Origin of the sequence: Alloyangia mangrovi (assembly GCF_002300555.2) — a bacterium.
GTDB lineage: Bacteria > Pseudomonadota > Alphaproteobacteria > Rhodobacterales > Rhodobacteraceae > Salipiger > Salipiger mangrovi.
Map to the genome: position 1 here is coordinate 121,156 of NZ_NTHN02000004.1, position 13,023 is coordinate 134,178.

The 13,023-nt window shown below is 65.4% G+C and carries 15 protein-coding genes; 12 read left to right on the forward strand and 3 right to left on the reverse strand.

All coding sequences use genetic code 11. The annotated features are described in order from the left end of the window. Window positions 1-3: 3 nt before the first annotated feature. Together flgG and flgF are read right to left on the reverse strand one after the other, a co-directional pair. On the reverse strand, window positions 4-789 hold the full coding sequence (gene flgG, locus CLG85_RS03735; protein ID WP_095881802.1) for a flagellar basal-body rod protein FlgG: 786 nt from the start codon (window positions 787-789) through the stop codon (window positions 4-6). Between the two features lie 13 nt (window positions 790-802). Next, on the reverse strand, window positions 803-1,549 hold the full coding sequence (gene flgF, locus CLG85_RS03740; RefSeq protein WP_095881803.1) for a flagellar basal-body rod protein FlgF: 747 nt from the start codon (window positions 1,547-1,549) through the stop codon (window positions 803-805). Window positions 1,550-1,693: 144 nt separating this feature from the next. Between flgF and CLG85_RS03745 the strand changes: the two genes are divergently transcribed. From CLG85_RS03745 to CLG85_RS03765, 5 genes are all read left to right on the forward strand, one after another. Beyond that, entirely contained in the window at window positions 1,694-3,499 is a 1,806-nt protein-coding gene (locus tag CLG85_RS03745) for a hypothetical protein (protein WP_260348452.1), read from the forward strand. Between the two features lie 147 nt (window positions 3,500-3,646). Continuing rightward, complete coding sequence (locus CLG85_RS03750; protein WP_095884244.1) at window positions 3,647-4,948, forward strand: flagellar hook protein FlgE; 1,302 nt, start codon at window positions 3,647-3,649, stop codon at window positions 4,946-4,948. A gap of 49 nt (window positions 4,949-4,997) precedes the next feature. Further along, entirely contained in the window at window positions 4,998-6,410 is a 1,413-nt protein-coding gene (gene flgK / locus CLG85_RS03755) for a flagellar hook-associated protein FlgK (protein WP_095884243.1), read from the forward strand. 14 nt (window positions 6,411-6,424) lie between these two features. Then, window positions 6,425-7,126, forward strand: a complete 702-nt coding sequence (locus CLG85_RS03760) for a flagellin N-terminal helical domain-containing protein (protein WP_260348453.1) — start codon at window positions 6,425-6,427, stop codon at window positions 7,124-7,126. Further along, the gene (locus CLG85_RS03765; RefSeq protein WP_260348455.1) at window positions 7,095-7,484 is read left to right on the forward strand and encodes a flagellin; all 390 of its coding nucleotides are present in this window, start codon (window positions 7,095-7,097) and stop codon (window positions 7,482-7,484) included. The genes CLG85_RS03760 and CLG85_RS03765 overlap by 32 nt, the downstream gene beginning before the upstream one ends. Here the strand turns inward: CLG85_RS03765 and CLG85_RS03770 are convergent. Further along, window positions 7,452-8,222 (reverse strand): response regulator transcription factor, encoded by a 771-nt coding sequence (locus tag CLG85_RS03770; RefSeq protein WP_095884241.1) that lies wholly within the window; start codon window positions 8,220-8,222, stop codon window positions 7,452-7,454. The two genes, CLG85_RS03765 and CLG85_RS03770, sit on opposite strands and share 33 nt — an antisense overlap. Window positions 8,223-8,406: 184 nt before the next feature. Here CLG85_RS03770 and CLG85_RS03775 point away from each other — a divergent pair, with 184 nt between their 5' ends. The 7 genes from CLG85_RS03775 to CLG85_RS03805 all read left to right on the forward strand — a co-directional run bounded on the left by CLG85_RS03775 (window position 8,407) and on the right by CLG85_RS03805 (window position 13,010). Next, window positions 8,407-9,519 (forward strand): flagellar basal body P-ring protein FlgI, encoded by a 1,113-nt coding sequence (locus tag CLG85_RS03775; RefSeq protein WP_095884240.1) that lies wholly within the window; start codon window positions 8,407-8,409, stop codon window positions 9,517-9,519. A gap of 12 nt (window positions 9,520-9,531) precedes the next feature. Further along, window positions 9,532-9,849 (forward strand): rod-binding protein, encoded by a 318-nt coding sequence (locus CLG85_RS03780; RefSeq protein WP_095884239.1) that lies wholly within the window; start codon window positions 9,532-9,534, stop codon window positions 9,847-9,849. Continuing rightward, the gene (locus CLG85_RS03785; RefSeq protein WP_224848934.1) at window positions 9,846-10,256 is read left to right on the forward strand and encodes a flagellar protein FlgN; all 411 of its coding nucleotides are present in this window, start codon (window positions 9,846-9,848) and stop codon (window positions 10,254-10,256) included. Before CLG85_RS03780 ends, CLG85_RS03785 begins: the two co-directional genes overlap by 4 nt. 112 nt (window positions 10,257-10,368) lie before the next feature. Next, the gene (locus CLG85_RS03790) at window positions 10,369-11,211 is read left to right on the forward strand and encodes a flagellin N-terminal helical domain-containing protein (protein ID WP_095883201.1); all 843 of its coding nucleotides are present in this window, start codon (window positions 10,369-10,371) and stop codon (window positions 11,209-11,211) included. 140 nt (window positions 11,212-11,351) lie between these two features. Continuing rightward, complete coding sequence (gene flaF, locus CLG85_RS03795; RefSeq protein ID WP_095883200.1) at window positions 11,352-11,789, forward strand: flagellar biosynthesis regulator FlaF; 438 nt, start codon at window positions 11,352-11,354, stop codon at window positions 11,787-11,789. Next, window positions 11,758-12,192, forward strand: a complete 435-nt coding sequence (locus CLG85_RS03800; protein WP_095883199.1) for a flagellar biosynthesis repressor FlbT — start codon at window positions 11,758-11,760, stop codon at window positions 12,190-12,192. Before flaF ends, CLG85_RS03800 begins: the two co-directional genes overlap by 32 nt. Beyond that, complete coding sequence (locus CLG85_RS03805) at window positions 12,189-13,010, forward strand: DUF1217 domain-containing protein (RefSeq protein WP_095883198.1); 822 nt, start codon at window positions 12,189-12,191, stop codon at window positions 13,008-13,010. Before CLG85_RS03800 ends, CLG85_RS03805 begins: the two co-directional genes overlap by 4 nt. The last annotated feature ends 13 nt before the right edge of the window (window positions 13,011-13,023 follow it).

Below are 13,023 nucleotides of genomic sequence, written 5' to 3' on the forward strand. Positions count from 1 at the left end.
GGCTCAGCGAATCTGGTTCGCGGCGGACATCATCTGGTCGGCGGTCTCGATCGCCTTCGAGTTCATCTCGTAGGCGCGCTGCGCCTGGATGAGGTCGGTGATCTGCCGGATGATGTCGACGTTCGAGCTCTCGAGGTAACCCTGGCGCAGGATGCCCACGCCCTCGTCGCCGGGGGTGGCCGGGATCGGATCGCCCGAGGCGACCGTCGCCTGCAGCATGTTGTTGCCCAGCGGGCGCATGCCGGCGTCGTTGACAAAGGTGGTCAGGGTGAGCTGGCCGACCTCGACCGGTGTGGTGTCATTGCCGACGTAAGCGCTGACGATGCCGGTTTCGCTGATCGAGATCGAAACCGTGTCGTCGGGCAGCACGATCCCGGGGTCGACCTCGTAGCCCTGCTCGTTGACGATCTGCCCCTCCGCCGACAGGCGGAACGAGCCGTCGCGGGTGTAGGCCTGGCTGCCGTCGGGCATGTTCACGGTGAAATAGCCGCGCCCGTCGATCGCCATGTCGAGCTGGTTCTCGGTCTGCGCCAGCCCACCCTGGGTGTTGAGCCGCACGGTGCCCGCAGTGCGCACGCCAAGACCGATGTCGAGGCCGGTGGGGCGGGTGTTGCCCTCCTCGGCGGTCACCGCGCCCTCGCGGGTGATGTTCTCGTAGATGAGGTCGGTGAAGCTGGCGCGCGAGGCCTTGAAGCCCGTGGTGTTGGCGTTGGCGATGTTGTTGGAGATGACGTCGACGTTGGTCTGCTGCGCCATCATGCCGGTTGCGGCGATTCCGAGTGCCTTCATGGTCGTCCCCTCCTCAGCTGTTCCGGATCCGGCTCAGCATGTCCTTTTTCAGCTCGTCATCCGATTGCACCAGGTTCAGCGACTGCTGATAGGCCTGCTGGATCTCGATCAGCCGGGTGACTTCGGTCACCGCCTGCACGTTGCTCATCTCGACGGCACCCTGAATGATCTGCGTGCCGCTCTCATCCGGGAGCAGCGCGCCATTGCCGTCCTGAGGCACGAACATGCCGCCGCCCGAGCGCCCTAGGCTCTGCCGGTCGGGCAGGGTGAAGACGCCGAACTGGCCCAGCACCGCGCCCTCGGCATCCGAGATCACCCCGTCGTTGGAGATGCTGACCGTCGAGGCCTGCGCCGGGGGCAGCACCATCGGCGCGCCGCCAGCATCCAGCACCTGCGCGCCGCTGGCGGTGATCACCCGGCCCTCGGCATCAAGCACGAAGGCACCGTCGCGGCCAAAAGCGGTCTGCCCCTGCGCGGTCTGATAGGCGAACCAGCCGTTGCCGCTCAGCGCGAGGTCGAGCGCATTGCCGGTGGGCATGATCGCGCCCGAGCTGTTGTCGACGTAGGAGCCTCGGTCGAGCACGTAGTTGGTCCCATCGCCGGCCAGCGCCGCGTCATCCTTCTGCAGGTAGGTCTCGAACAGCACGCGCTCGGCCTTGAAGCCGGTCGAATTGGCATTGGCGATGTTGTTCGAGGTCACGTCCATCTGGCGCTCGAGAGCGGTCAGCCGGGAGAGGGCGACGTAAATCGAATTATCCATGCAAATGGCCTATCAATATTTGCTCGATCATTCTTTTCTTGATGATGATGCGTGTTTTGCTAAGATAACGCAAGCATAATGATGATGAAGCGGGCGTGATCGGTGGTCTATTCTTGTGCATGGGTGGGACGGCAGGCGGCGGTGATGGCGCTGCTCTTGTGCGGCTGCCCGGCGCTTGCCGAGCGTGCAGGCCCCGCGCAGATCGCCCAAGTCACCCCGGCGGTGCTGGCCGAGCCTCGGGTGATCGACCCGCCTGCGCTCTATCTTGGCACCCGCGCCGCGCAGCCTTTTGTCGAAGAGCGCGCACATCTCATGGATGCGGTGATTGCGGCAGGGGACCGCCAGCCCGACCAGGCACGGGCCCTCACAGATCTCGCCGAGTTCTTCTTTGCCCATGCCATGGCCCCCGAGGGACTTTCGGTGCTGGGTGCGGTGCGCGGCGAAGGGGTGCCTCTGGCGCACGAGCTGCGGGCGCGGGCGTTCGAGCTGGCCCTCGGGCTGATCGACGAACGTCGCCGCCCGTTGACCGACCGCGCGGCAGCGCTGCTCGGCCCGGCGCACGAAGGCTGGCCGGATCAGCCGCTCTTCCTTGCCCTCTCGCATATCCGGGACGGGAGCTGCGCCGAAGCGGGGCCGCTGCTGGAGCGCGCCGTCGCGCGTCTTGCCCGCTTCCCGACGCCGGTGCAGGCGCGGGTGCTGCCGGGGGTCCTCGAATGCGCCATACAGACCGGGCAATGGCGCATCGCGCGCGACCTCGCTGCCTCCTTCGATGAGTATCCCGAACTGAAGGGCGGGGCGGCCTATTACTACCTGCTCGGCACCGTGGCCGAGATGGTCGACAAGCCGCTGGCCGCCTTCGACAGCTACGCGCATGTGAGTTCGGGCCGGGATGTCTGGGCGCACCGCGCGCGGCGAGCGCTGGTCTCGCTGGGGCTCAAGCGGGATGCCCTCTCGACCGGCGAGGCGATCCAGTTGCTCGAGCTTGAGTCCGAGATGTGGCGGGGCGATGCCTCCTCGGGTGAGGTGCTCGACGAGCTGGCCTCGCTGCGGGTGATCGCCGGGCGCAAGGTCGAGGCGATCGAGACCTACGGGCTGCTCGTGTCGCGCCGCGCTGGCACGCCGCAGGCGACTGCCGCGCACCAGAAGGCGCGGGCGCTCATCGAGGACCTCTACCGCAAGGGCTCGGAGGGGGTGATCCCCTTGGGGGACTTCATGGCGGACCACGCGCGCATCTCGCGCTACTTCCGCTTCACGCAGAGTTTCGCGCTGGCTTCGGAGCTGTTTGCCGACACCTTCCGGAAGGCCGGTGCAACCAAGGTTGCCGCCGAGGAATATGCCACCACTCACGACTACCTCACGGCGGCGCAGGATCTGGGCATCACCACCGCGGAACAGGGGCAATTGGCGCGCCTCAAGGTGAAGGAAGCCGAGACCCTGCTGGCGGGCGGCCAGTTCGAGGCCCTGGGCACGCTGCTCCTGCAGCCGATCACCCTGACGGATCCCGATCTGAAGCGGCGCTTCGATCTGGTTTCGGCCCGCTACTTCGATGAAACCGGCCAGAGCGCCGAGCTGCTGGCCGACACGGACGACCGGGGCGAGACCACGCAGATCCTGCGCCTCCGGGCGCTTGCGCGCTTCGAGCGCGGCGAATGGGCCTCCGCCGCCGCTGCCTACGAGGCGCTGCATGCGCGCGAGGGCAGCGAGCTGCCGCTCCCGGACGCGATCCGCTACCTGCTCGCCGCGCACCGCAGCGGCGACATTGGCCGGGCAACCGAGCTGGCCGGGGCCTTCCCGAGCCTGACCGAACTGCCGGGCTGGGCCGAGATCGCGCGCGGGTTGACCGAGGAGGCGCCGGCGCTGCTGCCCCTGCGCGAAGAGACCGCGCGGGCGCGGATCGACAAGGCGCAGCAGACGCTCGACAGCCTGCCGGAAACGGGGAACCTCAATTGATCGAAGCGCTTCGCAAGATCAGGCAAGATTCAGCGCAACCGCGCTGGAATTCACACAAGTAAAGGCAGTTTTAACCATGGTGAAACCTGGTTTGCCTATGTGACCAGTGAGTAATGGTTCAACTGCGACCAACAGGGCGAGACGGACATGAGCATTTCCAGCGCGATGGCGGCCGGGGTTAGCGGCCTCACGGCAAACTCCAATGCGGTTGAACGCATTTCGAACAATATCGCGAACGCGGATACGGCGGGCTACCGCCGCAGCTTTGCGCAGATGATCACCTCGGGCTCGACCGCGGCCACAGGCAGCACCTCGGCGGGCGTTGCGACGACGATCACCCACTCGAACACCACCGAGGGCACCTTCCAGGAAACGTCGGTCGCGTCCAACCTGACGATCAACGGCAACGGCTTCTTCGTGGTCAACTCGAACATCGATGCCGGTTACACCACCGGCAACATGTTCACCCGCGACGGTAGTTTCGCACCGGACGAGAACGGCAACCTGGTGAATGGCGCCGGGCTCTACCTGATGGGCTTTGCCTATGACACCAACGGCGAGCTGGGTGCGGTGGACCGCTCGAGCTTTGCCGATCTCGAGCCGATCAACGTCGCCAGCCAGTCGATCAACGGCTCGGCCACCAGCACCGTCGGGATCCGCGGCACGCTGCCCTCGCAGGAGACCGGCCTCGCCACGCCGGGGAGCGCCTTCACCACCTCGGTGGAGTTCTACAACGATCTCGGCGAGGCGGAGCGGCTGACGCTCTCCTTCCAGCCGACCGCCACCGACGACACTTGGGATGTCACCATCTCCGGCCCGGACGGCGATTACGGCAGCGTCACGATCACCTTCAACAACAGCGGCACCGACGCAGGCTCCCCGGCGAGCTACACCAATGCGACCTCCCTCGCGACGGCGCCCGCCGGCTTTGCCTTCGATGCGGCAACCGGCGAGATGAGCCTGACGATCAACAATGGCACCACGCCGCAGACGCTGACCATGTCGCTCGGCGCGCCCGGCGCCTTCGATGGGCTGACCCAGTTCGCGGGGGATTACACGCCGATGAACGTTGATGCGGACGGCAGCGAGAGCGGCGTGCTGACCAGCGTCGAGTTCGACGAGTCCGGCGATGTCTGGGGCGTCTTCGACAACGGCACCCGCAAGCCGCTCTACTCGGTGCCGCTGGCAACCTTCGCCAACGCGAACGGGCTCGCGACCTCGAACAACTCGACCTTCCAGGTGTCGGGCGAGTCGGGCGATTTCTACCTCGGTGCGCCGGGCACGGGCGAGACCGGCTCGATCACCTCGGGCGGGATCGAGGGTTCGAACGTCGACATCGCGCAGGAACTCACCAGCCTCATCCAGCGGCAGCGTGCCTATTCGTCGAACGCGAAGATCATCACGACCGCCGACGAGATGCTGAACGAAACCGTCAATCTCAAGCGCTGATCCCCGGGCGGCAGACCCGGGTGACAGACTTGGCAGATAGGATCGCACCATGAGCCTTACCGCGGCCCTCAACGCGGCACGCAGCGGGATGAACGTCACCTCCCGCTGGGCGGCGACGACCTCGAACAACATCGCCAATGCGAACAACGCCTCCTATTCGCGGCGCGATCCGACCATCGTGTCGGGCAGCCAGGGCGGGGTCACGATCAGCGAGATCACCCAGGCGGTGAACACCTCGCTCGACAGCATGTACCGGCTGGAAGTCTCGCGCACCGCAACCCAGGACGCGATCGCCACGGGTCTGTCGTATTACACCTCGCAGCTGGGCGACACCGAGTCCGACGTCACGCTTCTCACCCGGCTCACCGATCTGCAGAACAGCTTCGGGCTGATGGCGGCCAGCCCCTCGGACAGCTCGCTGCAACTCGCCGCAGTGGGCGAGGCGCAGGAGCTGGCGCAGTCCCTCAACTCGGCCTCGAACGCGCTGGCCGACGCGCGGGCGCAGGCGTTGTCCTCGGCGCAGAACGATATCGCCAGCGTCAACGCGACGCTGGCCGACCTGGCCAAGATGAATGCGCAGCTCTCCAGCGGCAAGCTGAGCGAGAGCCAGCAGCTGGCGCTGGGGGACAAGATCACCGAGACCCTCGACGGACTGGCCGAAAAGATCGATTTCACCATGCGCACCGATTCTAAGGGGCGTATGGAGATCTTCACCACCGGCGGGACCGCCCTGCTCCAGGGCGAGACCGCCCAGACGATCAGCTTCGACGCCCAGACCGGCGTGCTGAGCGCGGGCGGCGTCGACATCACCCCGGGGGTTACCGGCGTGCGTGGCATCTCCGAGGGTTCGCTCGCGGGGCAGGTCACCCTCTACAATGACACGATCCCCGAGATGAGCGCGCAGCTCGACGAGGTGGCGCGCGCCCTGATCGACGTCTTCGAAGGCGCCGACGCTTCGTTGGGGGCCGGCGAGCCGGGGCTCTTCACCGATGCCGGGGCCGCACTGAGCGATCCCGTGGCCGTCGGGCTTGCGGCGCGCATCGCGGTGAACAGCGCCGTGGTGCCCGACGAGGGCGGCGCGGCCTGGCGCCTGCGCGACGGCATGTCGGCGACGGTTGAGGGCGAGAGCAACGAGACCACCCAGCTCAATGCCTTCATCGACGGGATGGCAACCAAGACCAGCTACGACGGGGCGCTCGGCCTTGGCGACAGCGCCACGCTTGCCGACTACATGTCGGCGCTCATCTCTGGACAGAACACCACCCGCGCCAATGCCGAAACTGCTGCCGAGACCAATGCCGCATCGGCGATGACGGTGCAGGAAACCCGGCTTGGCTTCATGGGGGTCAATGTCGATGACGAGCTGCAGCAGCTCGTCGCCATCGAGCAGGCCTATTCCGCAAATGCGCAGGTCATGAGCACGGTCATGTCCATGCTCGACACGCTGCTCGACAGCTTCTGATCCCGGAGCCCGCCATGATCTACCTCAGCAAAGGTGCCTCGACGCTCTACTCGAGCCTGCTGCGCCGGAACCAGAACGCGGACCTGTCGAACGCGCTGTCGCGCGCCGAGCAGGAGCTTTCGACCGGCTACAAGAGCGACATCTACAAGTCGATCGGCCTTGGCGCGACCGAGGCGCTCAGCCTCAACGCCCGGCTCGACCGCGACGAGGCGCAGTCCGCCGCCAATGCACTCACGCTGTCGCGGATCGAAATGACAACCGAGTCGCTCGGCTCCATGCGCGAGTCGGTGCAGGAGGCGCTCGAACTCGCGGTGGCCAATTCCGAATATTCCGCGAATGGCGTCTCCGGCGTGCAGATCGCCGCACGCGCCGCGCTCGACGCGCTGATCGGCCATTCGGCCCAGGCCTATTCGGGCATGGGGCTGTTTTCCGGCACGGTGAACGTCACCAGCGCCCTGCAGCCCTGGAGCCAGGCACAATCGGACAGCGGCCTGTCGCCCGAAAGTGTGCTCGCCGGCCTGCTTTCGGGGGGGGCTCAACTCAGCCGCCGACGCCGATGCGGTTCTGGCCGAGATCGACGCGATCTTCTCCGACAGCGCCGCCGATGCCGACACCAACTACCAGTCGCTGTTCTACAACGGCTCGGTCGGGAACGAGCGCCAACGTGCAAACCTCGGGGACGGCGTGAGCGTCGCCTACGGCGTACAGGCGGATGACGAGGCCTTCCGGCAGGTGGTCAAGGGTCTCGTCATGCTGGTCGCGCAGGATCCTGCGGAGATCGGCGATGGCGAGGCCTACAACACATGGATGGGTGCTGCCGTGGAGGCGCTGTCCAGCGGGATGTCCGGTCTCTTGGAGACGGAGACGCAGATCTCCACCGTCGCGGCGCGTCTCGAGACCGAGAACCAGAAGATTGCGGACCGCGCGGTGCTCTACAAGACGCGCCTGCTGGAACTCGACGGCGTGGATGCCTACGAGGCGGCAAGCAACGTCACCATGCTGCAGGCGCAGCTCGAGGCGAGCTACACCATCACGTCGCGCCTATCCCAGTTGAGCTTTCTGAACTACATGTGACCGGCTGGCGAGGCTGAGGCGAGGCGCCTCGGCCTGCTGGCCCGCCTCCGCATCGCCGCCGGGTGCCAGCTTGTAGCCGCGGCCACGGATCGTGCGGATGTGCGGATCGCTCGACGGCGACATTTCCTCGATCTTCTTGCGGATCCGGCAGATGTAGACGTCGATCACCTTGTCGAAAGGCTGGTCCTCGGCCATACCGTAGACCGCGTCGTAGATCACCGATTTGGACACCACGCGCGGCGCCGCAAGCGCGATTTGCTGGAAAATCGCCAGCTCGCGCTGCGACAAGCGCATGGGCGTTCCGGCCACGTCGGGGTCGCGACCGTCGAAATAGGCGGTGATATCGCCGATCCGAACCGAGCCGGCCGCATGGCCGTGGAACCGCCGGGTGATGGCATTCACCCGCGCGCGCAGCTCGGGGCCGGTGAGCGGGCCGACGATGTCGTCATCGGCGCCGGCGTCCAGCGCCTCCATCGCCGCCTCGGGATCGCGTTGGTCGCGCAGCACCAGGATCGGGTTCCGGCAGCCGGACTTGCGCAGGCGGAAGATGTGCTCGACGGTCCGCGGCTGCTCCGACAGCAGCACCGGCCGGTCGGCATAGCCGTCGCTGCTCAGCAGCCCGAGCTCGCGCTCGAAGAAATCGTCTCCGACGGCCACCGTCTGCCAGTGCGCGGCCTCCAGGTCGGACAGCAGGCCGCTGAAGGCATTCGAACGAGGCTCGTAAATATAGATATGCACAAGGCTCTCCCGATAGCCGGCCGTCACAAATTATCCATGATTGGATAGGCAGATCATGAGGACAATTTTTCGTCAGGTCAAGCAATACACAAGGATAGCATGATTAGAATAGAAAATGTCGTTGAAGATTTTGGCGATACGATGTTTAATCCTTGAAACACAGGACCGGAGTCCAGGGAGTCCCATGCGCATCGCAGCCTGTCTCGGCGCCGCCTTCGTGGCGCTCGTCTCGGCGTTTCCCGCCTCGTCGGATGTCCGGATCAAGGACATCGCGACCTTCGAGGGCGTGCGGGAAAACCAGCTCGTCGGCTATGGCCTCGTGGTCGGGCTCAATGGCACGGGCGACAGCCTGCGCAACAGCCCCTTCACCGAGAAGAGCATCGAGGCGATGCTCGAGCGGCTCGGAGTTGGCAACATGTCCGAGGACCAGATCAAGACCAGCAACACCGCCGCCGTCATGGTCACCGCCATGCTGCCGCCCTTCGCCCGGCTCGGCTCGCCGATCGACGTGGTGGTCTCTTCGCTGGGGGATGCCAGCTCGCTGCGCGGCGGCACGCTGATCGTCACCCCGCTGACCGGCGCCGATGGCGAGGTCTATGCCGTGGCGCAGGGGCCGATCGCGGTGGCAGGCTACGCCGCGCAGGGCATGGCCGCGTCGGTGGTCGAGGGCGTGCCGACCGTGGCGCGGATCGAGAACGGCGCGACGGTCGAAAACGAGGTCGAATTCGCGCTCGCCTCGCTCAGCTCGATCCGCATCGCGCTGCGCAATCCCGATTTCACCACCGCGACCCGCATGGCCGAGGCGATCAACAAGCGCATGGGCTCCAATACCGCCACCGCGCTGGATCCCGGCACGGTCGAGGTCGCGCTGCACGGCGCGGGCAAGGGCGACGTGGCGGGCATCCTGTCGGACGTCGAGAACATCCGCGTTGATCCCGATGCCGTGGCCAAGGTGGTGATCGACGCGCGGTCGGGCACCATCGTCATCGGCGAGGACGTGCGGATCGACCGCGTCGCGGTCAGCCAGGGCGGGCTCACGGTCATGGTGCGCGAGGACCCGGAGGTCAGCCAGCCCGAGCCGATCACCATCGGCGGCACCACCGTCGTCGTGCCGCGCACCACCGTGGCGGTGGACGAGCAGGAAACCCATTTCACCATCCTCGAAGGCGCCGACGTCAGCCTGCAGCGACTGGTCGATGCGCTCAACGCCATCGGGCTCACCGCGACGCAGACCATATCGATCCTGCAGGCGATCAAGGCCGCCGGGGCGCTGCACGCCGATCTCGAGATCATCTAGGGGAGAGACCCGATGGACGTGAAGACCTCCATGGCCGCCTTGCAGGTCACCGGTGCGCAGATCGCCCAGCCCGGCGCCATCGCACCCGATGCCCCGGCCAGCGCGGCGAAGGAATTCGAGGCGATGTTCCTCACCGAGATGGTCAACGAGATGCTGAGCGAGGTCGACCTCGGCGATTTCGGCGGCGGCAAGGCCGAGGAGCACTGGCGCTACTTTCTTGCCGAGGCCTTCGGCAAGGAACTGGCAGAGCAGGGCGGCGCGGGCATCGCGCGCAACCTGGAACAGGCGATGTCGGCCTATGGCGCCGCCCGCCGTGGAGACAAGACATGACCGAGATGACCCGCCCCCGCGCCCATGCGCTGATCGACCGGCTGTCGCGCCTGCTGCGCGAGGAGATCGCCGCCATCGGCAAGGGCGAATTGGCGCGCGTCGAGCAGCTCTTTCCGCGCAAGCAGGAGCTGCTGGCCGAGATCGAGGCCGCCTTCGCCGACCCCGAGCCGCTGCTCGGCGGCGAGGACCCGGCGGCGGCGAAGCTGCGCGAGAGCCTGTCGGAGCTGCGCGAGCTGATCCACGGCGACCTGGCGCTGCTGCGCCGGATGACCGAGGCGACCGGCGCGGTGGCGAAAGAGATCGACCGGATCCGCGAGCGCCAGAGTTTGCGGGGTGTTTATGGCAAGGATGGCACCAAATCGACACAATGCGTGACCCAGACGCAACGCTTCGATCAGTCGGTTTAGCGTTAACCTTCCTTTAACCGCTCGCTCCAATCTCTCGTGGTACGGATAGCCCACGGCAGGACCGTTTTCGCCAGAAAGGCGAAGCACAACGATAGAAATCGGAGCAGATACAATGTCTTCCATCAATACCAATGCAAGCGCGATGAACGCGCTGTCGACCCTGCGCGGCATCAACAAGAACCTCGAAGAAACCCAGAGCCGCATCTCGACCGGCCTCAAGGTCCAGTCGGGCAAGGACAACGCGTCTTACTTCCAGATCTCGACGACTATGAGCACTGAGAGTGGGATGAACACCGCAATCAATGAGGGCCTGACCCTCGCAAAGAACTCGATTTCGACAGCAGCTCTGGGCGCCGAAGAAATCGTCAAACTCGCCAAGGACTACATGGATCGCGCCGCCTTCGCGCAGGAAGAAGGTGTCGATCAAGCGGCGGTTGGAACCGAACTGGCGGCTTTGACCGAGCAGATGAAGACAATCATCGCGCAGTCCGTATTCAACGGCGAGAACCTTCTGGCTGCGGGTGGCGCCAAAGTTATTACGACCGGTGTCACCCGCAACGCTACTGGTGGCCTTGAGACCACCAACCAAACTTTCACGTTCGAGGCGTTTTCGGATATCGTTACGGAGCTTGAAGCTCAAACCGCGGCCATAACTGCCTCGACCGCTGGCCAACCGGAATTTGAAGCCGCGCTCGGGCTCGCGCAGGCGGAGGTTGATAAGGCGATTGCAGGCGCAACCACACTTGGTGTTTCCGAAAAGGCCATCGAGACCCAACAGTCGTTCCTGAACAACCTGACTGACCGTCTCGACAGCGGCGTTGGCGCCATGGTCGACGCCGACATGGAAGAGGAAGCGGCGCGTCTGCAGGCGCTGCAGGTCCAGCAGCAGCTGGCCACGCAGTCGCTGTCGATCGCCAACTCCGCACCGCAGAACATTCTGTCGCTGTTCCAGTAATTTCTCTGGAAGTGACACAACTTCTGATGGCATAAGGAGGGGGCGCCATGGGCGCCCCCTTTCCGTCGGAGCATCGGACAAACCGGGCCCGGTTTACAGTCACCCCGCAACACGTCGGGGGAGCAGAGGCAGGAACGGCAATGAGCATCTCCGCATACAAACGCACGATCCGCGAAAGCGAGTCCCCGCGCCAGATCGAGGCCCGCGTCTTCGCCCGCATCACCGGCGCCCTGCAGCAGCATTCCGAGGCCTGGGCGGCCTCCCCCGAGAAATCCGCGCGGATCGCGGTGCTTTCGGACGGTCTGCGCGAGGCGGTGGCGCAGAACCAGCGGCTCTGGTCGCAGCTGCGCGACGACCTCGCCAGCTCGCGCAACGCGCTGCCCGAGGCGCTGCGCGCGAACCTGCTGTCGATCTCGCTCTGGGTCGACCGCACGAGCACCACGGTCCTTGGCGGCGGCCCCGGCCTGCCGGCGCTGATCGACGTGAACAAGAACATTCTCGCCGGGCTCGCCGCTGCCCGCCCGGCCCCGACAGGCATGGCTCAAGATGGCGCTCAATCTTACTCTCAAGCCCTTTGAACGGATCGTCGTCAACGGCTGCATGATGCGCAATGGCGGGCGCAAGACCACGCTCACCATCGAGAACCGTGCCGACATCATCCGCGAGACCGACCTGCTGAAGCCCGAGGCCGCCGCCACGCCCGTGCGCGCGGCCTACTTCCTTATTCAAAGCGCGCTGATCTACCCGGAACGCCGCGACCCACTCACCAAATCGGCGCAGCAGCAATTGGCCAAGCTCGCCACGGTCTTCAGCTCGGAATTGGTGGGACACGTGTTCGAGGCAGCAAACAACGTCAGCATGGGCGAATACTTCACCGCCCTGCGCGAGCTGCGCCCGCTGATGAAACGCGAGCTGGAAGTGCTTGGCCCAGCGGGTCTCGATCCCGTATCTCCCGACGATCTGCCGAGGATTCCCACATGATCTCCGTTTCGGGCCTTTCCACCGGTCTTGCCCTGCGCATCGTCGATGCCACCGAGGACAAGGAGCACGACCTCATCCAGACCGAGGCCGAGCACAAGCGGGCGATCGAATACTTCATGGAGAACATCGAGAACGTCGAGACGGTCGACGATCTGATGTCGGACTACAAGCTCTACAGCTTCGTGATGAAGGCCTATGACCTCGAGGACCAAATCTTCGGCAAGGCGATGATGGGCAAGATCCTCAAGAGCGACATCGAACAGGACGACGCCCTGGTCAACAAGCTCACCGACGATCGCTTCGAGACCTTCTACAACGCCATGGGCTTCACCGACGACGGCATGGCCAACAGCAATACCATCGACCCCGAGTGGAAGGCCAAGATCGTCGCCGCCTATGTCGACACGACCTACGTCAACGCCAAGGCCGAGGACAACGAGGCACTTGGCACGATCCTCGAGTTCCGCCGCAAGGCCAGTTCGGTGACCAGCGCCTTCGATCTGCTCAAGGATGCGGACATGGCGGAATTCATCCGCACCGCGCTGGGTCTTCCCGACGAGATTGCCAGCGGCGACATCGACAAGCAGGCGGCGCTCATTGCCCGGCGCGTCGATATCGACCGCCTGGGCGACGCGGAGTACGTCGAGAGCCTGGTGCAGAAATATGCCGCGATCACCGATGCGAATGCCGATCTCAGCTCTACCAATGCCGCGGTCCAGCTGATGACCAGTGCCGCCAGCGGCACCTCCGGCAGCTTCGTGCCGGTGACCATCGACATCGAGGCGATCCAGGGCTTCAGCGCGTACAAGGCGCGCTGAGTTCCGACCCTTA